11 protein-coding genes are annotated in these 22,524 nt (G+C 72.0%); 4 read left to right on the plus strand and 7 right to left on the minus strand.

The features are described 5' to 3' along the window. The first annotated feature begins 4 nt into the window (after nt 1-4). The 3 genes from OO63_RS08610 (at nt 5) to OO63_RS08620 (ending at nt 2,373) form a co-directional block, all read left to right on the plus strand. Complete coding sequence (locus OO63_RS08610) at nt 5-1,099, plus strand: alpha/beta hydrolase-fold protein (RefSeq protein WP_031192287.1); 1,095 nt, start codon at nt 5-7, stop codon at nt 1,097-1,099. A 404-nt stretch (nt 1,100-1,503) separates the two neighbouring features. Next, nucleotides 1,504-1,935 carry a hypothetical protein gene (locus tag OO63_RS45320; RefSeq protein ID WP_031192288.1) on the plus strand — a complete coding sequence of 144 codons (432 nt, stop codon included), beginning with the start codon at nt 1,504-1,506 and terminating at the stop codon, nt 1,933-1,935. Nucleotides 1,936-1,974: 39 nt separating this feature from the next. Further along, the gene (locus OO63_RS08620) at nt 1,975-2,373 is read left to right on the plus strand and encodes a hypothetical protein (protein ID WP_030363742.1); all 399 of its coding nucleotides are present in this window, start codon (nt 1,975-1,977) and stop codon (nt 2,371-2,373) included. 36 nt (nt 2,374-2,409) lie between these two features. On the opposite strand, the gene OO63_RS08625 is transcribed toward OO63_RS08620, so the two are convergent. From OO63_RS08625 to OO63_RS08655, 7 genes are all read right to left on the minus strand, one after another. Continuing rightward, entirely contained in the window at nt 2,410-4,113 is a 1,704-nt protein-coding gene (locus OO63_RS08625; protein WP_031192289.1) for an ABC transporter ATP-binding protein, read from the minus strand. Continuing rightward, nucleotides 4,100-15,196, minus strand: a complete 11,097-nt coding sequence (locus OO63_RS08630; RefSeq protein WP_397622280.1) for a non-ribosomal peptide synthetase — start codon at nt 15,194-15,196, stop codon at nt 4,100-4,102. The genes OO63_RS08625 and OO63_RS08630 overlap by 14 nt, the downstream gene beginning before the upstream one ends. A gap of 58 nt (nt 15,197-15,254) precedes the next feature. Beyond that, complete coding sequence (locus OO63_RS08635; protein WP_031192291.1) at nt 15,255-17,042, minus strand: ABC transporter ATP-binding protein; 1,788 nt, start codon at nt 17,040-17,042, stop codon at nt 15,255-15,257. Between the two features lie 3 nt (nt 17,043-17,045). After that, nucleotides 17,046-18,107, minus strand: a complete 1,062-nt coding sequence (locus OO63_RS08640) for an iron-siderophore ABC transporter substrate-binding protein (RefSeq protein ID WP_031192292.1) — start codon at nt 18,105-18,107, stop codon at nt 17,046-17,048. Between the two features lie 113 nt (nt 18,108-18,220). Further along, complete coding sequence (locus OO63_RS08645) at nt 18,221-19,060, minus strand: ABC transporter ATP-binding protein (protein ID WP_031192293.1); 840 nt, start codon at nt 19,058-19,060, stop codon at nt 18,221-18,223. Between the two features lie 43 nt (nt 19,061-19,103). Further along, nucleotides 19,104-20,198, minus strand: coding sequence for a FecCD family ABC transporter permease (locus OO63_RS08650; RefSeq protein WP_051810661.1), 1,095 nt, complete (start codon nt 20,196-20,198; stop codon nt 19,104-19,106). Nucleotides 20,199-20,232: 34 nt separating this feature from the next. Beyond that, the gene (locus tag OO63_RS08655; RefSeq protein WP_031192295.1) at nt 20,233-21,291 is read right to left on the minus strand and encodes a FecCD family ABC transporter permease; all 1,059 of its coding nucleotides are present in this window, start codon (nt 21,289-21,291) and stop codon (nt 20,233-20,235) included. A 239-nt stretch (nt 21,292-21,530) separates the two neighbouring features. Here OO63_RS08655 and OO63_RS08660 point away from each other — a divergent pair, with 239 nt between their 5' ends. Then, nucleotides 21,531-22,478, plus strand: a complete 948-nt coding sequence (locus OO63_RS08660) for a methionyl-tRNA formyltransferase (RefSeq protein WP_031192296.1) — start codon at nt 21,531-21,533, stop codon at nt 22,476-22,478. Nucleotides 22,479-22,524 lie beyond the last annotated feature (46 nt).

Raw genomic sequence — 22,524 nt, forward strand, 5'->3', positions numbered from 1 at the left:
CTTCATGCGTGCCGAAGTGGCCCCGGCCTTCGCCGAGTTCGGGCTGTCCGGCGAACCCGGCACCGACGCGTTCTGGGCGACGGCGCGGGGACCCGCGTCGGTACCCGCCGACGACGGCGGCTGGGACACCCTGTTCCTGTGGCGCGGCTCCGCGGCGAGCATCGACTTCGAGAGCTGGTCGAAGCCCGTGCCGCTGCGCCGCTTCGGCGACACGGACTGCTGGTACGCCCGGGTGCGGATGCCCGCGCGGCTGCGGGTGACCTACCAGTTCCGCGCGGGCGACGACGCGTACGCCGACCCCTTCAACCCGGTCGGCGCGGGCGGCGACCGGTCCATCGCGGCCACCCCGGACGCCCCGGACCAGCCGCACTGGCCCGTCGTCGGCGCCGACGACGTCCTGCCCGTCCCGCGCACCCGGATCCGCTGGGCGAGCGAACGCCTCGGCGGGCGGCGCACCGTGCGCGTGCACGCCGCGGGCGGCGGCGGTCCCGTGGTCCTGCTGCTCGACGGGGACGACTGGCTGTATCTGCACCCGGCGATGACCGCGTTCGACGCGGCCGTGGCCGACGGCACCATGCCCCCGGCCACCCTCGTCTTCCTCCCGGCCAAGGACCGGGAGGCCGAGTTCGTGTGCCGCCCCGAGCTGTGGGAGGCGGTCCGGCACGAACTGCTTCCGCTGGTCGCGGAGTCCGGCGTACCGGCCGACCTCGACCGCCTTGTGGTCGCCGGGCAGAGCCTCGGCGGCCTGAGCGCGATGTACGCGGCGCTGGAGTTCCCCGACCTGGTGTCGCGGATCGCCGTGCAGTCGTCGTCGTTCTGGTGGACGCCCGAGGCCATGGGCGGGACGGATCCGCTGGGCGGACCCGTCGGGGGCGCCGTCGCCGCGCGCCTGCGCGAACGGAACCCCGATCTGTCGGGGCTGCGGGTCGCCTTCGACGTGGGGGAACACGAGGCACGGATGCTGCCCCACTGCGAGCTTGTCGAGACCCTCACCGAACAGGCCGGTGCGACCGTACGGGTCTCGCGGTCGGCGTCGGACCACGACCGGGCGGGCTGGCGCCAGGCCCTGCTGCGGGACGTCGCCTGGGCGCTCGCCTAGGGCTGCTTGAGGGGGGCGACGCTGCCGCCGCCGTCCCGGGACATCTGTGTCCCGGCAGGTCAGCGGCCTTGGGATCCCGACTTCCGGGAAGCGGCCGGGATGGTGTTGTGAGCGTCGGGCGGCCGTCGCAGACTCTGGTCACAGCCCGTCGGCACCACGGCCGGACCGGGCGAACCGGAGGCAGGCGCAGGTCCCTTCGTCGACGCGGGGGAGCCGACGAAGCGCCGTTCGAGTGATCCTGCGCCTGCCTTCCGCACACGGCCGTTCCGCCTGCCCCGCTGTTCCGCCCGAGGGCCCCAGGATCACCTGGGCGAACTCTCGTACGAGATCCGAGCGGGACAGCGGCATCGTCCCGTGCGCCCCGCCGGGCCCTGTCGACCCCACCAGGAAGGCACGACGCACCCATGCGCCATCGATACGCCGCAGCCGTCACCGCACTGGCCGCGCTGCTCACCGGAACCGCCACTCCCTCGGCCACCGCCTCCACCCCCGCCGCCCCGCCGGCTTCCACGCCCGCCGTACCGGACCGGGCCCCGCACCACCGCGCCAAGAGCGTCCTGTTCGACATGTGGTTCAACGGGCAGGGCTACTCACCGACCCTGCTTCTCTACTACGGAGTCCACCGCTACACCCTCAAGGCGGACTGCGACAGCGACGCCCTGGTCGGGCAGCTCTACCACTCGGCGACCGGTATCGACCCCGCGGTCGGCCGCGCCTTCACCGTCCCCTGCAACCGGGCCCCCAAGACCCTCAACTACAAGCTGCGGGGCGGCTACTACTACTTCCACTTCATCTCAGGCGTCAACAACACGCACGTCGTCGCCGACGGTGCCTGAGCGAATCCGACAGAACCGAGAGGAACGGGAGACTTCCCCATGCGCACTCTCCTCGCCGCCGCCACAGCCCTCCTGACCCTGGGCCTCACCGGCGCCCCGGCCCAGGCGGGCGAGACCCCGCAGCGGCCCGCCGCGCCCCACCGCGAAGCCGCCTCCGTCGACTTCGAAGTCCGGTTCGACACCTACGGCCACTCGCCGAAGACCCATCGCCCCCACGCCGACGGGCAGCAGGTCACGTTGTCCGCCTACTGCCGGAGCGACATCACGGCCGCGCAGCTCTACCACGTGACCTGGGGTCGCGACCGGCCCGTCGGGAACGTCGTCAGAATCCCCTGCGGCGGCAAGGCGACCGCCACCTACCACCTGAGCGGCGGGGAGTACTACTTCTACTTCCTGTCGGGCGTCGACAACACACGAGTGGTCGGCGACTGGCACTGAGCCCGGGGCGTCACCGCCGCCCCCGGCCCCGGAGGCTCACCGCGCCACGGCCGCGCAGTACGCCTCGTCGCTCGCCAGCAGATTCCGGTGCGTGTCCTCGGCTGTGATGACCCCGTCGTCCAGGACCAGGACCCGGTCGGCCGCGTCCAGGAGGGCCGGGCTGCTGGTGATCACGAGCGTGGTGCGGCCCCGGCGCAGCTTCGCGACGTTGCGGGCGATGAGCTGTTCGGTGACCGCGTCGACGGCCGTCGTCGGGTCGTGCAGGACGAGGACGTCGGTGTCGGCGGCGAGGGCGCGGGCCAGGGACAGGCGTTGGCGCTGGCCGCCCGAGAGGTTCGCGCCGCGGTCGCGGACGGCGTAGTCGAGGCCGTCGCGGTGCAGGGCCACGACGTCGGTCAGCATGGACGCCTCGACGGCCTCGGGGACCGTGCGGCTGGTGCCTGACGGGTCGATGTTCGAGCGCAGGGTGCCCGCGAAGATCTCCCCGTCGTAGGGGTTCACCAGCATGTGGGAGCGGACCGACTCGACCGACAGGTCGGCGAGCTCCTGCCCGCTGACCCGGACCACGCCCTCGTACGCGTGCGGAGGGACGTCCACGGCGAGGATCGACGCGAGGTCGGCGGCCGCGCGCGGCTGGTAGGCGGTGATCGCCACGAACTCACCGGCGGGCACCTGGAACTTGAGCTTGCGCAGCGGCCCGTGCCGGACGCAGTCCACCTCCAGGTCACCGCCCGCGGCAGGCTGCCCCGGGCCAGGGGTCGTCACCGGCGGCGCGTTGAGGACCAGCGCCATCCGCTCGGCCGACGCCCGCGCGATCATCACGTACTTGGGCATCTCCGAGAACAGCTTCAGCGGCTCCATGATGAACTGCGCGAGGCCCACGGCCATGACGAGTTCACCGATGTTGATCTGCCTGGTGAACGCGAGCCAGCCCGCGGTGAGGGTCACGGCGGCGGCCAGGACCGCGTTGAGGGCGAGGGCCGTGCCCGCGTAGACGCCGTTGACCTTGGCGACGGTGATCGCCTGGTGCTTGGCCTCCGTGCTGACCTTGCGGTAGGAGCGGAACGCCGCGTGGTTGCCGCCGAAGCCGTGCAGCGGGCGCAGGCCGCTGATGAGGTCGGCGACCTTCGCGCCCGCCCGCGCCACCCGCGCCTGCTGTTCGCGGGTGCTGGAGCCGATCCGCTTGGACATCACGCTCAGGACCGACAGGATCCCGACGGTGCCGACGATCACGAGCAGGCCGAGCCGGAAGTCGGCGAGGCCGAGGGCGACCGCCGCGACGACGATCGCGACCAGCGAGCTGATCAGCATCGGCACGACTTCGACGATGTCGGCGGTCTGGTCGGCGTCCTCGGTGGCGATGGTCAGGACCTCGCCGGACTTCAGGTCGACGTCCCTGGCCACCGGCTGGAGGCCGCAGGCGGCGACCCGCACCCGCCAGCGGTGCGCCTCGGTCGTGTTGGCCTTCTGCAGGATGCGCATGCCGAACCGCCACGAAAGCGACACCGTCGTGATGATCACGGCGAGGGCGCCGATGGAGACCGCGAGCGAGCCGAGGCTCCGGTCCTCCCGCAGCGTGTGCTCGACGATCAGGCCGAGCGCGATGGGGAAGGCGGTCTCCCCCGCCTGGTACAGGCCCATGAGGACGGTGCCCCCGGCCATGGCACCGAGGTTGCGCCGCAGTGCGGTGCGCAGGATGTCGGACCCCGGTCGGGGCCGCTGCGTGTCAGGAGTTGTCATCGAGGTGGCGGGCAATCGCTTCCGGGGTTCGCAGGGTGAACAGATCACGGATGGTGACCACAGGACCGTACTCTCGGCGGAGCAGCCCGATCAGGCGTACCGCCAGCATGGAGTGCCCTCCGAGGGACACGAAGTCGCTCACGGCGCTCACCTCGTCATCATCCAGGTCCAGGGCCTCGGCGAAGAACTCGCACACCACGGTCTCGGTCTCCGTCTGGGGACCCCGCTCCCCCGCCGTGGTCAGCGCGCCGAGCGGCTTCGCCTCCGGCAGCGCCTTGGTGTCAGCCTTCCCGTTGACCGTCAGCGGAATGCTGTCGACCTGGGCGTAGTGGGTCGGGCGCAGGAAGTCCGGCAGGGCCGTGCCGACGTCGGCGGCGACCGCGGCCAGGTCGGAGCCGTCGAGGACGAGGTAGGCGGCGAGCCGGTACGCCCCGTCGACCTGCGGGTCCGGCTGGGCGACCGCGGCGACGAACCGCACCGCCGCGTGGGCGGCGAACGCGGCCTCGACCTCGCCCAGTTCGACCCGGTGCCCGCGGATCTTGACCTGCTGGTCGGTGCGGCCCAGGTACATCAGGTTCCCGTCGGGCCGCCGGACCACGAGGTCCCCGGTGCGGTACATGCGCTCCCCGGGCGCCCCGAACGGGCACGCCACGAACCGGTGGGCGGTCTGCGCGGACTGCCCGAGGTAGCCGCGCGCGATGCCGATGCCCGCCACGTACAGCTCACCGGGAACGCCGTCCGGCAGCGGCCGCAGCCACGGGTCGAGGACGTACACGTCGGTGTTGTCGATGGCGACGCCCACCACCGGGTCCTGGCACTCGAAGGTGCCGACGCCGAGGGTGTTGATCGTGTACTCGGTGGGTCCGTACAGGTTGTAGCCGACCGTGCCCTCGGTGTCGGCGAGCCGCTGCCACAGGGTCGACGTGACGGCCTCCCCGCCGAGGAGCACCAGCGCCGGGCGCCGGTCCGGGTGGTCGAGAAGCCCCTCGGCCGCGAGCTGCTGGGCGTACGTCGGCGTCACGTTGATGACGTCGATGGCGTGCTCCAGGCAGTACGCGACCAGGCCGGGCGCGTCACGGCGCAGCTCCTCGTCACAGATGTGCACCTCGTGGCCGTCGGCGAGCCACAGCAGCTCCTCCCACGACATGTCGAAGGCGAACGACACGGTGTGCGCGATCCGGAAGACCCGGTGGTCGTGGACCGCGAGCACCGGTTCGAAGATCCGGCGCTGGTGGTTGATCAGCATGTTGGTGAGCCCGGCGTACTCGGTGACCACGCCCTTGGGCTTCCCGGTCGACCCGGAGGTGTAGATCGTGTACGCGGGGTGGCGCAGGCGGTCCGGGTCGTCCGGCGTGAACGTCACGAACGGCTCGGCCGCGGGCAGCGGCAGATCCAGCTCGATCAGGTCGTCGGTGCCGAGCACGTCCCCGGTGAGGCGGGGCGACACCGCGCTGACGGTGAGGACGACGTCCGGGCGCGCGTCCTCGACGATCGCGGCGATCCGCTCGTCGGGGTGGTCGAGCTCCAGGGGTACGTACGCGGCACCGACCCGCAGTACGGCGAAGAGCGCCACGATCGAGTCGAGGGAGCGCGGGATCGCGAGGCCCACGTTCCGCTCCGGGCCGATGCCCCGCCCGGCGAGCACGCCCGCCACGGCGCGGCTGCGGTCCCGCAGTTCGGCGAAGGTCATGGTCGCGCCGTGGGCGACGAGCGCCACCCGCTGCGGGTCGCGGTCGGCCGCCCGGTCGAAGCGGTCGACGACGGTGTCGGTGCCGACGTCCGTGCGCGCGTCCGGCTCGGGCTGCTTCCCGAGGCCCGGCAGCGCGCCGACCGGGCCGGTGGACCGGGCCAGGTCCTCCAGTACGCGGACGTAGTCGTCGAGGAGGCGGCGGGCGTTCTCGGTGTCGCCGTCGCGGTGCTCCAGCTTGACCGTGAGCCGGTCGCCGGGGGTGACGACCCAGGTGAACGGGTAGTGGGTGGAGTCGTCGGCCTGCACCGAGGTGATGCCGTGCCGGGCGTTCATCTCGGCGAAGGCGTCCATGTCCAGGAAGTTCTGGAGCACGAACAGGTTGTCGAACAGGGTGTCGTGGCCGCTGGCCCGCTGGATCTCGCCGAGCCCGAGGTGCTCATGCTCCATGGCCTCGACGCGGGCCGTCTGCACGGACTCCAGGTATGCGCGGGCCGTGGCCTCGGGCCGGGCCCGTGTCCACATCGGCACGGTGTTGAGGAGCACGCCGACGATGTCGGCGAGGCCCTCGCCGTCGCGGCCGGAGACGGTCACGCCGAACACGGCGTCGCTGCGCCCGGTGTGCGCGCCGAGCAGCAGGCCGAACGCGCCGGTGAGCACCGAGTTGAGGGTGACGCCGTGCGCCTTGGCCGCGTCCCGGAGCAGGTCCGACTGTTCGGCGGACAGCGTGTGGACGAGCGCGGTCGGCAGCTCGTCCGACACGGTGGGCGTCGGTCCTGCGAGCAGCGTCGGGCCGGGGAGCGCGGCCAGCTGGTCGGCCCAGAAGCGCTCCGACACGGCCGGATCCTTGGCGGCGAGCGCGCGGGCGTGGTCCTCGAAGCTCGGGGTGGCCGGGGTCGGGTCGTGCGGTGCGCCCGCGAGGTTGGCCTCGTACGCGTCGAACAGGTCGCGCAGCACGATCTCGCGGGACCAGCCGTCCCACAGCAGCAGGTGGTAGCTGAGCAGCAGTCCGTCGCGGCCGTCGGGCAGGCGCACCACGGTGAGGCGGATCAGCGGTGGCTCGCCGGGGTCGAAGCCCGTGTCGCGGTCCCGGGTGCGCAGCTCCTCGACCTCGGCGTCCGTGGTCAGCTCGACCGTGCGCACGTCGACGCGGCGGCCCGCCGCCTTGAGGACCTGGACCGGGTTGCCGTCGTCGTCGGTGGCGAAGCCCGCGCCGACGACGGGGTGGCGCCACATCACGTACGACATCGCTCCGGCGAGCGCGTCGACGTCCAGGCGCCGGTCGAACGTGAACCAGCTCTGCGCCACGTAGTGCCCGGCCTGGCCCGCCATCTGGGCCTGGAAGAACAGGCCCCGCTGGAGCGGCGTGACCGGCGCGGTGCGCTCGGCCGTCCCGGCGGCGTCCGCGATGTGCTCGAGCGCGTTGTGCCAGTGCTCGGTGATCGCGTCGGGGATGCCGTCGGCGAGCGTGAACGCCGTGTGCAGCCTGCCCGTGTCCGCGTCGATCCACGCGTTGACCTCGACGGCGTACGGGCTGCCCTGGTCCCCGCCGGTGAGGTGGAGCGCCTGGGACTCGCTGCCCCGGCCGAGGTAGTTGAAGAGCACCTGCGGGCGGGCGGCGAGCAGCGGGGCCGTCTGCGGGTTGAGGTACGCGAGCTGTCCGTACGCGACGTGAGCGTGCTCGTCCGGCTGGCGCTCGGCGACCTCGCGGGCCGCCGCGACGGGGTCGGTGTGCGCGCTCAGCCGCACGGGCGCGATGGCGGTGAACCAGCCGACCGTGCGCGTGTAGTCGTGGTGCTCCTCGACCGGGACCCGGCCGTGCCGCTCCAGCTCGACCGCGAGGTCGGTCGGCGTCTCCTGGATGTGGGTCAGGGCGGTGCGCAGCGCGCCGCACAGCAGTTCCGTGAGGCCGATGCCGAGTGCGGCGGGGGCGGTGCGGGTCAGGCGGTCGCTGACGTCGGGGGCGAGGACGACGGTCCGCTCGCGCGGCCCCTCCGCCTTGGCCGCGCCCTCGGCTTCCGGCAGGAGCGCGGGGGCCTGGAGCGTGGTGATCCAGTGCCCGATGCCGTCGGCCGCCTGTGCCGCCGTCAGCGTCAGCGCCTCCGCGTACTCGGCGTACGACGTGGTCGGCGGCGCCAGGTCCGCTCCGCTCATGGCTGTGGCCAGGTCGTCGAGGAGGATCAGCCAGGACACCGCGTCCACGGCGAGGTGGTGCACGGTGACGACCAGCGTCCGGCTCGTCTCCAGCCACGCGAAGGCGACGACGTCCCCGGACTCGGGGTCGAGCCGTGCGGCCGCCTCGTCGGCCACGGCCGTGGCGTCGGTCGTGTCCGCGCGGACGACGGTGATCTCACGGGCGGGTTCGGTACGCAGGGCCCACACGCCGTGCTCGACGCGCAGCCGCAGCCGGAGCGCCGGGTGCGCGGCGACGACGGCCCGCGCCGCGCGTTCGGCGTCGGCGAAGCCGGTGCCCTCGGGGGCCGCCAGCGTCCTGGCCTGGGCGAAACGGGAGAGCGATCCGCCCAGTTCGCGCTGGCGCAGGATGATCGGGGTCGGGGCGAGGGGGCCGTCCTCGTGCCGCACCGGCACGGGCGCCTGTGCGGCGTGCGGGGTGCGCGTGGCCAGGTGCTCGGCGAGCCCGCGCGGGGTCTTGAGCAGGAACATGTCCTTGGGCGCGATGGTCAGGCCGAGGGCCCTGGCGCGGTTGATGACGGTGATGGCGACGATGCTGTCGCCTCCGGCGCGGAAGAAGTCGGTGTCGGCGGTCACCTCGGCGCCGGGGAGCGCCTCGGTGAAGATCCGGACCAGCTCGGCCATGGCGTCATGGCTGACGTCGGCCGCGGCGCGGGGCGTTTCCTGCGCGTTGTCGGCTGCGCGTGCGTGGTGGCTGGGCGCGCAGTTCCCCGCGCCCCTTGCGGGGCCTGCCTGCGCGTCGTCCCTCGACGCACGCTCGACCAGGGCCTTCCGGTCCAGCTTGCCGTTGACCGTCAGGGGCAGGGCGTCGATCGTCAGCGCGCGGCCCGGCACCATGTGCACGGGCAGCTTCGTGGCCAGGAGAGCGGCGAATTCGCCAGGCACCTGGCCCACCATGTGTGCGACCAAGTGGTCGCCGCTGTCCGCCACCGTGACGGCCGCGTCGACCACACCGTCCAGCTGCCGGACGGCGTTCTCCACCTCGCCCAACTCGATGCGGAAGCCCTTGAGTTGGACCTGGTCGTCGGCGCGCCCGGTGAATTGGAGCTCGCCGTCGAGGGTGCGGCGGGCGAGGTCGCCCGTGTGGTACATGCGGGAGCCGTCGCCCGCGAAGGGGTCGGCGACGAAGCGGCCCGCGGTGAGGGCGGGGCGGCCCAGGTAGCCGAGGGACACCTGGTCCCCGGCGACGTAGATGGCGCCCTCGCGGCCCGGCGGCACCGGCCGGAGCCGGTCGTCGAGCAGATAGGTGACGAGGCCCGGGATCGGGCCGCCGATCGGGGAGACGTCGTCGCCGGGCCCGAAGTCGTCGTCGGTCAGGACCCGGTGGGTGACGTGGACGGTCGTCTCGGTGATGCCGTACATGTTGACCAGCTCAGGCGTGCCGGTGCCGTGCCGCTCGACCCAGCCGCGCAGCCGCCCGAGGTCCAGGGCCTCGCCGCCGAAGATGATCCGGCGCAGCGCCGTGACGTGCTCCCCGGCGTGCCGGTCGGCCTCGATGAACTGGTAGAAGGCCGACGGGGTCTGGTTCAGGACGGTCACGCCGCGCTCGCGGACCAGCCGGTGGAAGTCGACCGGGGAGCGGGTCAACGCGTAGTCGGGAAGCAGCAGTTCGCTGCCGTGCGCAAGGGCGCCCCACAGCTCCCAGACCGCGAAGTCGAAGGAGAAGGAGTGGAACTGGACCCAGACGTCGTCGGGCCCGAAGCCCATGTCGGGCTGAGTGTTCGCGAGCAGCGTCACCACGCTGGAGTGCGGGACGACGACGCCCTTGGGCCTGCCGGTCGACCCGGAGGTGTAGATCACGTACGCGGGATCGTGCCAGTCGACCACGGGCGCGGGTCCGGGCGCGCCCTGCGGCAGGCCGTCCTCCGGCGCGGGCTCCTCTCCCTGCACGAGCACCCGGGCCGGCACGCCCGCCCGCGCCAGCAGCCCGGTGAAGCGGTCCCGCTGCTCCCGGTCCACGAGGACGACCTGCGGGGCCGCGTCGGTGAGGATGTAGGCGAGGCGGTCGTCGGGGTAGGCCAGGTCCAGCGGTACGTAGGCGCCGCCCGCGGTGACGACCGCGACCAGGGCGACGACCTGCTCGGCGGAGCGCGGCACGGCCACGGCGACCCGCTGACCCGGCCCGACACCGGCCGCGCGCAGCGTCGCCGCCAGCGTGTTCTTCGCGTCGGCCAGTTCGCCGTACGTCAGGGAGCGGGTGTCGCCGTCGAGGCCGCACTGGGTGACGGCGGTGGCAGCCGGGTCGCGGCGCGCGGCGGCGTCGAAGAGCCCGGCGAGGGTCGTCGGGGTGAGGGGCGCGGGCCGCCGGTCGGCCTCGGGGGCGAGGTCGTCGACCGGGGCGTCGGGCCGGGTGAGCAGGCCGGTGAGGGTGCGGGTGAAGGTCCGCAGGATGTCCTGGGCGCTCGACTCGCGCAGCAGCTCGCCGTCGTAGATCAGGTTGAAGCGGGGGCGGCCGTCCAGGGCGCGCTCCACCACCAGTGTCAACGGGTAGTGCGGGGCGCCTTCGTTGACGATGTCGGCGATGACGAGGGTGTCGTCGGGGCCGCGCAGCGCGGCCACGTCGGTCGCGACGTCGAACACCACCAGGGTGTCGAAGAGGGATCCCGAGCCCACCTGGCGGCCGATCCGCGCCAGCGAGACGTGCTGGTGCGGCAGGACCGCGCTCTGGTGTTCCCGCACCGAGGCGAGCAGGTCGCGGGACGTGGTCGTGGCGGCCCAACGGGCGCGCACGGGGATCGTGTTGATGAACAGACCCACCATGTCCTCGATGCCGGGCACGTCGGCGTCGCGCCCGGACACGGTGGAGCCGAAGACGACGTCCTCGGTGTGCAGGATGCCGCCGAGGGTCAGCGCCCAGGCGCTGTGCACGGCGACGCTCAGCGGCACTCCGGCGGCGCGGACGGCTGCGTCGAGGTCGCCCTCCGGCGCCACGGCGGTGTCGGCGAACCGGTCGGACGGGGTGTGCCCCTTGGCGACCAGCGACGCGCCGGGCAGCTCGGCCAGCTCGCCGCGCCAGACCCGGTCGCTCTCGTCGTCGTCGCGTCCGGCGAGCCAGCTCACGTAGTCGGGGAAGCCGCCGCGCGGGTACACGGTGCCTGGGGCGTGGTACTCGGCGAGCAGGGAGCGCAGCATCGGCGGCACGGACCAGCCGTCGGCGATGATGTGGTGCACGGTCTGCACGAGTACGTTGCGGCCCGCGCCCGCACGGACGAGCGTGTAGCGCATCAGGGGCCCTGTGGCCAGGTCGAACCCGGCACGGCGGTCCCGCTCGGCGAGGTCGCGCAGCTCGTCGTCGGTGATGCCGGGGCGGTCGAGGGTGGTGAAGGGCGCCTCGGCCCCGCCGTCGAGGACGGAGACCACGCGGCCGTCGGCGAGGGCCACGAAGCGCGCGGCCAGGTTCGGGTAGAGCGTGAGCAGCCGGGTGGCCGCCGCCGCGAGCCGGGCCTCGTCCACCTCGCCGTCCAGGGTGAGGAGTTGCTGCTCGACGTAGGCGCCCGCGGAGTCGTCGTCGAAGACGGAGTGGAAGTACAGGCCCTCCTGCAGCGGGGTCAGCGGCAGGATGTCCCGCAGCGCGGGGCCGTCGAGGGCGTCGACGTCGGCCTGCGTGAGCGGCACCAGGGGGAAGTCGCTGGGCGAGTGGCCGCCCTCGTCGAGCGCGGCGAGGCCGGCCAGGGCCACCCGGAAGTAGTCCCCGATCGTCGTGATGTCGTCGTCGGTGAACAGGCCTTCGGGCCAGGAGACGGTGGTGACCAGCTCGTACGCGCCGTTCGCCGCGGGTTCGGCGATGGCGTTGAACTCCAGGGCGCGCGGCAGCCGCATCCTCGGGTCGCGCTTCTCGCCCAACTGTCCTGTGGTGCCCGCCAGTTGCCAGTCCCCCGACGCGCCCGCGTCGAAGCGGCCGAGGTAGTTGAAGAGCACCTGCGGCGCGGGGGCGTCGAAGGTGGCGCCGGTGAGGTACCGCAGGGCGCCGTAGGGGACGCCGTTGCCCGGCACCCGGGCCAGGTCGTCCTTGACGGCCTTGAGCGCGGCGGTCAGGTACGCGGGTGCGGTCAGGTCCGGTGCCGTGCCGGGGTCGACGGTCACCGGGAACAGCGTGGTGAACCAGCCGACCGTACGCGACAGTTCGGGCTCGAAGCCCGCGGCGCCCGCCACGAACCGGCCCTCGCGGCCGTGGCCCTCCAGCTCGATGTGGGCGTGGCTCTGGTCCTGTCCGAGGTCGCGGCGCCAGCGGGCGAGGGCGACGGCGAGCCCGGTGAGGAGGACGTCGTTGACGCCCGCGTGGAACTTCGCGGGTATCTCGCCGAGGAGCGCGGCCGTGACCTCGGGGCCGACGGAGACGGTGCGGATCCGCTCCCGTTCGACGGTGTCGGCCTCGGACAGCGCGCGCCTGGCCACCGGCTGGTCCGGTCCCGGCAGCGGCCGCTGGAAGTACGCCAGGGCCGCATCGAAGTCGGCGCCCGCGAGGAGCTGTGTCCAGCGCCGGAACGACGTGCCCACCGGCGGCAGTTCGATCGGATCGCCCGCGCTGATCTGACGCCACGCCGTGGCCAGGTCCTCCATCAGGACCCGCCAGGACACGCCGTCGATCACGACGTGGTGGACGACCACGACGAGCTGCCGCTCCGCGCGCCGCCACACGGCACGCAGCATCACACCGCGGTCCGGGTCGAGCCCGGCGGTGGCGAGCGCGACGCACTCGTCCAGCGGCAGGCCGCTCTCCTGCCAGGCGACGGACGCCTGGTCGGCCTCCGGGATGTCGAAGCTCCAGCGGTCGCCGCGTATCAACTCGGCGCGCAGCATGGGGTGGTGGCGGACCAGGGCCGAGAGGGCCGCGTCGAGCGCGTCGGCGGCAAGCTCCGCGGGCGTGTTCAGGACGACGGACTGCACGAAGCCGTCGATCGCGTCCGTGGTCTCGCCGAGCCACTGCACGATGGGCGAGCCCACGACGGTGCCGGTCGCCGTGTCGCCGTGGTCCACGGCCGCGACGTCCTCGCGGCTCGCCACCGCGGCGAGGGCACCCACGACGCTGTGCGTGAAGATCTGCCGCGCCGTGACGTACAGGCCCGCGTCGCGCAGCGCGCTCAGGAGCGAGATCGCAAGGATGCTGTCGCCGCCGAGCTGGAAGAAGTCCTGGTCGACGCCGACCTCGTCGAGCTGGAGGAGGGTCGCGACGGCCGCGCACACCGCGCGCTCGTTGTCGGTGGTGGGCGCGACGACCGAGCCCGCGCCGACGGTGGGTTCGGGCAGCGCGTTCCGGTCGAGCTTGCCGTTCGCGGTGAGGGGAAACTCGGTCATCACGACGAGGTGGGCGGGCACCATGTACTCGACCATGTGCTCGGCGGCCCACGCCTTGACGTCGTCGGCCCCGAGGTCCTCGCTGCCGGCGGCCGGGATGACGTAGCCGACGAGGTAGGTGCCGCCCGCCGTGTTCTTCTTCGCGACGACGCAGCTGTGCCGCACGGAGGGGTGCTCGGCGAGGCCGGCCTCGACGTCCTCGATCTCCAGGCGCATGCCGCGGATCTTGATCTGGTTGTCGGCGCGGCCGAGGAAGTCCAGGGACCCGTCGGGGGCGAAGCGGGCGAGGTCGCCGGTGCGGTAGAGGCGGGAGCCGTCCCCGGCGAAAGGATTCGCCACGAACCGGGACGCCGTCAGGCCCGGCGCGTTCACATACCCGCGGCCCAGCAGGAAGCCGCCGACGTACAGTTCCCCGCCGACCCCGACCGGGACCGGGCGCAGCTCGTCGTCGAGGACGTACAGCTGGGTGTTGGGGTTGGCCTTGCCGATGGACGTGGACAGGCGCTCGGCCTCGCCCCGGTAGATGACGTGGGAGACCCCGATGGTCGTCTCGGCGGGGCCGTAGCCGTGGTACATGGGGATGTCGAGGCGGGTGCGGAAGCGTTCGTACAGCTCCGGGGTGAGCACCTCGCCACCGCACCAGACGTGGCGCAGGCTGTCGAGGCGGCCGGAGTCGCCCGCCATCTCCAGGAGGACGTCCAGCATGGACGACACGAGATAGGTGAAAGTGACGCGCTGCTCGGCGATGACGCCCAGGAGGTGGTGCGGGTCGCGTTCGCCGCCGGGCCGCAGGACCACGAGGCGGCCGCCGCACACCAGCGGCAGGAAGATCTCGTTGATGGAGATGTCGAAGGACAGCGGTGCCTTGAACAGCGACGCGTCGTCGTGGCCGAAGCCGAGGATCTCGCCGACCTGCCACAGCAGGCGCTCGCTGATGGCCTCGTGGCGGATCATCGCGCCCTTGGGCCGTCCGGTCGAGCCGGACGTGAAGATCACATACGCGAGGGCGTCGCCGGGGACGGTGATGCCGGTGCCGTCGGTGGGGTGGGCGTCGTACCGCCAGTGGTCGAGGTCGACGGCCGCGGCGTCCGGTTCGCTCGCGTCGTGCTCGCCGGAGCCGTTCAGCTGGAGGACGACGCGGGCGTCGTCGATGACGACGGCACGGCGCGCGGCGGGCCACTGCGGGTCGAGCGGGACGAACGCGCAGCCCGCCTGGAGGACGCCGAGGAGCCCGATGACCATCTCGGCCGAGCGGCCGAGGGAGATGCCGACGACCTGTTCGGCGGTGAGGCCGCGCTCGATGAGGTGGTGCGCCAACTGGCTGGAGAGTTCCGCTGCTTGACGGTACGTCAGGGAGCGGTGCTCGTCGACGATGGCGACGGCGTCGGGCCGGGTCAGGGCCTGCTCGCGGAACATCTCCACGATGGAGGGGCGGACCCGGTCGGCGTGGGTGTCGTTCCACTCGGCCAGGGTCGCGAGCCGGGCGGCGACGCCGGAGGGGCCGACGGTGCCGAGGGGCCGGTCGGGGAAGTCGGCCAGGTCGTCGAGCGCGAGCTGTGCGGCGGCCAGGTCGACACCTTCCGGGACGGCGATGCTCCAGCCGTCCGTGCTGTCCGCACCGTCCGTGCCGTCCGTGCTGTCCGTGCTGTCTTCGGCGACCCGCCAGCCGCCCGGCCCCACCCCGCCGTTGTCGATCCAGCCGAGGACGTCGGCGAAGAGGGTGCCGGGGGCGAGGTCGATGCCGTCGGGGCTCTGGCCCGTCTCCCAGTACGCCAGGGCGAGGGCGCAGGCTTCGGCGATGGTCCTGTCGGAGTAGTCGCCCGTACGCCGGCGCGCGTCGGCCAGGCGGGCGGAGGAGAGGCGTACGAGACGCGCGCGCGATTCCATCGTCGAAGACCCAGCGTTCATCGGAGACTCAGCATTCTTTCCAAGGGCCGAAAGCGAGCCCGGCCTTACTAAGGTTTACCTAACTGCCTTCGCGCCAGGCCCGCCAGAGTCGTGCGTACCGGCCGCCGAGCGCCACCAGCTCGTCGTGCGTGCCCTGCTCCACGACGCGCCCGGCGTCGAGCACGGCGATGCGGTCGGCCGCCATCGCCTGGGTCAGCCGGTGCGCCACGAACAACGTGGTCCGGCCCGCGCACGCGGCGAGCACGGCCCGCTCGAGGTCGGCGGCGCCCTCGCTGCCGGCCTCGGCGGTCGACTCGTCGAGCACCACGACGGGCGTGCGGCCGAGGACGAGCCGGGCCAGGGCGATATGGGCGACCTTGGTGACGTCCAGGCGCTCGCCGCCCTCGCCGACCATGGTGTCCAGGCCCTCGGGCAGCGCCTCGACCCAGCGGTCGGCGCCGACCGTGCGCAGCGCGTCCATCAGCTCGGCGTCGGTCGCCTCCGGCGCGGCCAGGCGCAGGTCGTCGGCGAGCGGACCGGAGAACACATGGGTCTCCTGCGTCAGGATGCTCACCAGGGCCCGCGCCCCGGCCTCGTCCAGTCCTGCCAGGTCGGTCGACCCGATCCGCACCGAGCCGGACTGCGGGGTCCCGATGCCCGCGATCAGCGCGGCGAGCGTCGACTTGCCCGCGCCCGTCGCGCCCACCAGGGCCAGCGAACCGCCTGCCGGGATCGACAGGTCGACGTCCCTGAGGACCGGTTCCTCGGTGTCGGGATAGGTGAAGGTGAGACCGGCCACGGTCACCGGGTACGACAGGGCCTCGGCCGAGGGGACGGCCGTGTCGCCCACGAGCCGCTCCTCCGCCTCCTCCCCGAGGACCCCGACGAGGCGGGTCAGGCTCGCGCCCGACTTCTGCGCCTCGTCGAAGGTGAACATGATGGCGCCCAGCGGGGTGAAGAGCCGGTGGAACATCAGCGGGGCCGCCGACACCTGGCCGAGGCTCGCGGCGTCGGCCTCCAACAGGGCGTACCCGACCACGATGATGAGGACGAGACCGATGAACTCGGCGCGGTTCTCACGGCCGACGAAGCGGCCGAAGAACCGGAACACCTCGATGCCGTACTCGCGCACGCGCCACGACTCGCTGGTGACCTTCTCGCGGAAGGTGTCCTCCAGGCGGTACGCCCGGACGGTGTCGATGCCGTTGAGACCGCTGATCAGCGCCTGCGCGCGGTCGGCCTGGGCCACCCGCTGCTTGCGGTAGAGCGGGGCGGACCGGGGCAGGTACCAGCGCAGGGCCAGGGCGTACGCGGGCAGCGCGCCGGCGCCCGCGAGGCCGAGCCGCCAGTCGAGCCCGAACATGCCGACCGTGGCGATGAAGACGAGGACGCCCGCAGAGAAGACCGTGGGGATGGCCATGCGGATGCCCTTGGACAGAACGGCCACGTCGTCGCCGACCCGGGACAGCACGTCCCCGCGGCCGACCTGCTCGATCCGCGCGCTCGGCATCCCGAGGACCGCGCGGACGGCGCCTTCGCGGAGCCGCGCGAGCAGATCCGCGCCGAGGCGTCCGATGAGATAGGTCGAGACCGCGGTGGCCACCGCGCCGAGCAGCGCGGCAGCCACCATCAGCACACCGATCCTGAGGAGCATCGAGCGCGACTCGCCCTCGACCACCCCGTCGACCACGCGGCCGAGGAGGAGCACGGGCAGCACCTGGAGCGCCGCCCCGGCCACTGTGGTGAGCACGGTGGCGGCCGTCAGCCAGGGCACCTCACGGCAGTGTGCCGTGACCCATCGGGTGGCCTCGCGTCCGCTCGCCGTGCGCAGGGTCGCCGGGGCGACCCTCGTGTCGGTGGTGCTCACTACCTAGTCGACCGACTCGACGAGTTCGTCGATGGCGTAGGGCAGGGACAGCAGGGTGCCCTGGGACATGGCCGCGCCGACGGCCGGGCCCTCGCTGTCGAGCAGGTAGGACACGTTGCCCTTCTTCACCGCGTCCAGGTTGGCGAAGAGCTTGAACTTCTTCAGCGCGGCGGTGTCGGCCTTGTCGTTGATGACGAAGATGTGGTCGACGTCGACCAGGTCGGTGCGCTCCGGGGAGAGCTGGGTGGAGAAGTTGCCGTCGGCGACCTTGTCGATCTCGGTCTGGTACTTGTAGCCGATGCCCGTCACCAGGCGTCCGCGGACGTCGGTGGAGGTGAACGGCGCGAGGGACTTCTTGTACCAGGACAGCGCGACGGCGGTCTTGCTCGCCAGCTTCGGGTGGTCCTTCTTGGCCTTGTCGAGCTTGGCCTGGATGCCCGCGACCAGCTTCTTGCCCTTGGCCTCCTGGCCGAGGGCCTTGCCGATGTGCACCGCGTTGTCCTGCCACGGGGCGCTGAAGAGTTCCTTCTCGCCCTTGGTGCGGCCCACCGTCGGGGCGATCTTGGAGAGCTTGTCGTAGGCGGCCTTGTCGACCTCGGAGTACACCGCGATGATCAGGTCCGGGCGGAGCGCGGCGATCTTCTCGTAGTTCGGCCCCGAGTCGCCGTTCTTCATGATGACCTCGGGCTTGGTGTCGCCCCACTCGTCCTTCACCCACGGCCACTGGGTGTTGATGTCGGGGGTCTTGCCCGCCGGGTTCGGGTACTGGTCGGTCATGCCGACCGGCTTGACGCCGAACGCGAGGACGGCCTGGTCGTCGGTGTATCCGACGGTGACGACCCGCTTGGGGGCCTTCTTCACCTCGGTGGACCCGAACGCGTGCTCCACGGTGACGGGGAACTTGCCGGCGGCGGCCGGGGCGTTCTTGTCGCCGCTGTCGTCCCCGTCGTCCTTCTTGTCCGAACCGCATCCCGCGAGGAGGCCGACACCGAGGGTCGCCGCGGACACTATGGCCGCCACCCGCCGCCAGGACCGCCTCTTGAGCGTCGTTCCATGGAGATGCATCCGAGATCCCTTGCTTTCGCGCTGACCGTGCGCCCCTGCCTTAGGGCAGCCAAACTTTATCCTGCCAAAGTGAGGTTAGCCTAGCCTAACCTTCAACTTGCCGCGTCAAGAGTTCAGTCCAGTGATACATGCGTACGACCGATGGGCACGATCAGCGGCCGATCCCCCACCGGGTCGTCAATCACCTTGGCGCGCAGCCCGAATGCCTCCTCCAGCAATTCCGCGGTCATCACGTCACGCGGATGCCCCTGCGCCAGAATCGCCCCCTCGCGCATCACGATGAGGTTGTCGCTGTAGCGCGTCGCCAGATTCAGGTCGTGCAGCACCATCACCACCGCGCAGCCCGACTCGTGCAGATCGTCCACGAGGTCGAGGACGTCGACGGCGTGCGCCAGGTCCAGATAGGTCGTCGGCTCGTCGAGGAGCAGCAGGTCGGTGCCCTGGGCCAGGGTCATGGAGATCCAGACGCGCTGGCGCTGGCCGCCGGAGAGGGAGTCGACGGGCCGGTCGGCCAGGTCGGCGACGCCGGTCATGGCGAGGGCGCGCTCCACCACGGCGGCGTCGTCCGAGGACCACTGGCGCAGCCAGCTCTGGTGCGGATGGCGGCCCCTGGCGACCAGGTCGGACACCGTGAGGCCCTCCGGCGCGACCGGCGCCTGCGGCAGCAGCCCGAGCTTCTTCGCCACGTCCTTGGTCCTGAGCTTGGCGATGTCGTCGCCGTCGAGCACGACCGACCCCTTGGTCGGCTTCAACAGGCGTGACAGCGTCCGCAGGAGGGTCGACTTCCCGCAGCCGTTGGGGCCGATGATGGTGGTGATCACTCCTGGCGGTATCGCCACGTCGAGATCGTCGATGACGGTCCGCGCGCCGTATCCGACGCTGACGCCTTTCGCCGTGAGCCGCGAGGCGTCAGCGACCCCTGACTCGATCTCGGTGATGTACTGAGCGACCACAAGCCCCCCTCATTTATTTAGGTTTGCCTCACCTTTGTACCAGTTATTTCAGGTTCGCCCGCACCAGCAGATAGACGAGGAAAGGGCCGCCGATCACGGCGGTGACCACACCGACCGGGACGGTGATCGGCAGTGCGGTGCGGGCGATGAGGTCCGAGCCGATGAGGAGCAGCGCCCCCACCATCCCGGAGGCCACCAACGGCGGCGTGGGGCAGCGCGCCAGACGCATCGCCACCTGCGGCGCGACCAGCGCGACGAACGGCACGGGACCCGCGGCGCTCACCGCCACGGCGGCCAGCAGCACCGCGCACAGGAGCAGGACCGCGCGCACCACCCCGAAGCGCACGCCGAGGCCGGCGGCCACGTCGTCGCCGAAGTGCAGGGGCTTGAACTGGAAGGCCACGCACGCCACCACGACCAGGAGGCCGAGCGTGCCCCAGAGGGCAATCCAGACCTCGTCCCACGACCGGTTGTCCAGCGAGCCGACCAGCCACACCTGGGCGCGGGCCACGTCCTTGATGTCGGCCTTGACGAGCAGCCAGGTGGTGATCGCCTCCATCATGGCGCTCGCCGAGATGCCGATGAGGATGAGCCGGAAGCCGTCGATGCCCCGGCGCCACGCCAGGAAGTACACGAGCAGTCCGGTGCCGAGTCCGCCCGCGAGCGCCGCCGCGGACAGGCCCACGGAGCTGACGACCGCCGCGGCCGCGCCGCCCGACACCGTGATCAGGAACACCGCGACGGCGCTGGCGCCTTGGGTGATCCCCAGGATGTCGGGGCTGGCCAGCGGGTTGCGGGCGATGGACTGGGTGAGCGCGCCGGAGACGCCGAGCGCGATGCCGACGACGAGCCCGGCGAGGGCACGCGGCATCCGCAGATCCATGATCACGAACTCGTCGACCTGCTCGCCCCGGCCGAAGAGGGTGGCGATGACCTGGGACAGGCCGATGGGGAAGTCCCCGATGCTGATGGAGAGGCAGAACAGCAGGAAGGCCCCCGCCGCCAGGACCAGCGTGACGAGGGCGACCCACGGCCGCCACACGAACGACACGCCGCCGAGCCGCACGCCCGGCGCCACCGTTGCCTTCACTTCCGTCCCGCTCCCCCGCATGTGTGCGCCGCGCCCCGTCCCGTTCATCCGCTTACGAACTCTCCGCATGCCCTTGTCCGGTTCATGCGCTCTTGAACTTTCCGCGCCACACCAGGACGGCGAAGAACGGGGCACCGAGCAGCGCGACCACAACCCCCGCCTCCAGCTCGCCCGGCCGCACCACCAGACGCCCCACGATGTCGCAGAACAGCAGGACGACGGCGCCGAGCAGACCGGCGTAGGGCACCAGCCAGCGGTAGTCGGGCCCGGTCAGATACCGGGCCAGGTGGGCCACCATCAGGCCGAGGAAGGCGATCGGGCCGCACGCCGCCGTCGCCGCGCCCGCGAGCAGCGTGATGGCGGTGATGCCGACGGTGCGGCTCAGAGCGATGTTCACGCCGAGGCCGCGCGCCACGTCGTCGCCGAGGTTGAGCAGGTTGAGGGCGGGCAGCGTCATCAGCGCGAGGACCAGGCCGGCGCCGACGAACACGGTGATCGGCCAGATCACGTCGAAGTCGACTCCGGCCACGGAGCCCGCGTTCCAGAACCGCAGGGCGTTCAGGGACTCGCGGTCCGACAGGGCGACCGCCGTGGTCATGGCCGCGAGGAACACCGTGATCCCCTGCCCGGCCAGGGCGAGCGTCAAGGGGTTGCCCGCTCCCCGCCCGATGCTGGAGAGCCCGAACACGACGACACCGGCGACGGCCGCGCCGAGGAAGCCGAACCAGACGTACTGGAACGGACTGGAGAGCCCGAACACGGCGATCACCGTGACCACGGCGAACGAGGCGCCGGCGTTCACGCCCAACAGGCCGGTGTCGGCGATGGGGTTGCGTGTGTACCCCTGGATGAGCGCACCGCCGACGCCGAGGGCGATGCCCGCGACGATCGCGAGGGTCGTCCGGGGCACCCGCACGGTCTCCACGATGAGCCGGATCTCGTTGAGCCGCCGGTCGGACTCCGGCCCCGCGAACAGCCCGTGCCAGACCTCGGCGGGCGTCAACGCGCGTGCGCCGACGGCCAGGGACAGGGCCGCCATGACCACGAGGAGCAGGACCAGGATGCCCAGACCCACGACCCGCCGCCGACGGGCGTCCACCACCACCCCGGCCGCGGGGCGCTCAACTGCAGTCGTGCTCATGTCGAAGTACGTTATCCCTCTGATCATCCAGGGACGCAGGCACCCTGCGGGCACGCGGACGAACGGCGCGTCATGGAGTTTAGGTGAGCCTAAGCTGAACGCGCGCACGTGTCGACAGGACAAATCGGATCTCTCGGTACGGACATCCTGTCAACGGGGGTTACGCGAGCGCACATTGAAAACTAAGGTAAGCCTTGCTTTACTGGCGCAGGTCAATCCCTGCCCTGAGGAGGAACCCCATGCGGGTCGTCATGTTCGGCTATCAGACCTGGGGGCACCGTACGCTCCAGGCCCTTCTCGATTCCGAGCACGACGTGGTCCTCGTGGTGACGCATCCCAAGAGCGAGCACGCGTACGAGAAGATCTGGAGCGACTCGGTCGCCGACCTCGCCGAGGCGCACGGCATCCCCGTCCTCCTGCGCAACCGCCCCGACGACGAGGAGCTGTTCGCGCGCCTGCAGGAGGCCGACCCGGACATCATCGTCGCCAACAACTGGCGCACCTGGATCCCGCCGCGCATCTTCAACCTGCCCCGCCACGGCACGCTGAACATCCACGACTCGCTGCTGCCGAAGTACGCCGGGTTCTCCCCGATCATCTGGGCCATGATCAACGGCGAGTCCGAGGTGGGCGTCACCGCGCACATGATGAACGACGAGCTGGACGCGGGCGACATCGTCGGGCAGGAGGCGGTCGCGATCGGCCCGAAGGACACCGCGACCGACCTCTTCCACAAGACCGTCGACCTCATCGCCCCGGTCACGGTCACCGCGCTCGGCCGCATCGCCGCCGGGGAGACGGAGTTCACCCCGCAGGACCGGTCGCAGGCGAGCTTCTTCCACAAGCGGTCCGACGTCGACACCCGCATCGACTGGAGCTGGCCCGCCGAGGACCTGGAGCGCCTGGTCCGCGCCCAGTCCGAGCCGTACCCGAGCGCGTACACCTTCCACAAGGGCAAGCGCCTGGAGATCCTCGCGGCGGTCGTCTCCGAGGGCCGTTACGGCGGCACGCCCGGCCGCATCTTCTACCGCGAGGGCGAGGGCGTGGCGATCGTCGCCGGAGCCGACGCCCGCACCGGCCGCAACCACGGCCTGGCCATCACGCGTGTGCGCACCGAGGACGGCCGTGAGCTTGCGGCGACGGACTACTTCACGTCGATGGGCGGGTATCTGACCACGCGTCCCTGAGGTGTCGGCCGTCGTGGCCGGTGGGTGCGGCGCTCGCGCGGCACCC

This window comes from Streptomyces alboflavus (assembly GCF_000716675.1).
Taxonomy (GTDB): domain Bacteria; phylum Actinomycetota; class Actinomycetes; order Streptomycetales; family Streptomycetaceae; genus Streptomyces; species Streptomyces alboflavus.

Bases quoted from the DNA above. Each gene is read 5' to 3' on its own strand.
- OO63_RS08610 (WP_031192287.1), top strand. From the start codon at position 5: ATGCGTGCCGAAGTGGCCCCGGCCTTCGCCGAGTTCGGGCTGTCCGGC.
- OO63_RS45320 (WP_031192288.1), top strand. From the start codon at position 1,504: ATGCGCCATCGATACGCCGCAGCCGTCACCGCACTGGCCGCGCTGCTC.
- OO63_RS08620 (WP_030363742.1), top strand. From the start codon at position 1,975: ATGCGCACTCTCCTCGCCGCCGCCACAGCCCTCCTGACCCTGGGCCTC.
- OO63_RS08625 (WP_031192289.1), bottom strand. From the start codon at position 4,113: ATGACAACTCCTGACACGCAGCGGCCCCGACCGGGGTCCGACATCCTG.
- OO63_RS08630 (WP_397622280.1), bottom strand. From the start codon at position 15,196: ATGAACGCTGGGTCTTCGACGATGGAATCGCGCGCGCGTCTCGTACGC.
- OO63_RS08640 (WP_031192292.1), bottom strand. From the start codon at position 18,107: ATGCATCTCCATGGAACGACGCTCAAGAGGCGGTCCTGGCGGCGGGTG.
- OO63_RS08650 (WP_051810661.1), bottom strand. From the start codon at position 20,198: ATGAACGGGACGGGGCGCGGCGCACACATGCGGGGGAGCGGGACGGAA.
- OO63_RS08655 (WP_031192295.1), bottom strand. From the start codon at position 21,291: ATGAGCACGACTGCAGTTGAGCGCCCCGCGGCCGGGGTGGTGGTGGAC.
- OO63_RS08660 (WP_031192296.1), top strand. From the start codon at position 21,531: ATGCGGGTCGTCATGTTCGGCTATCAGACCTGGGGGCACCGTACGCTC.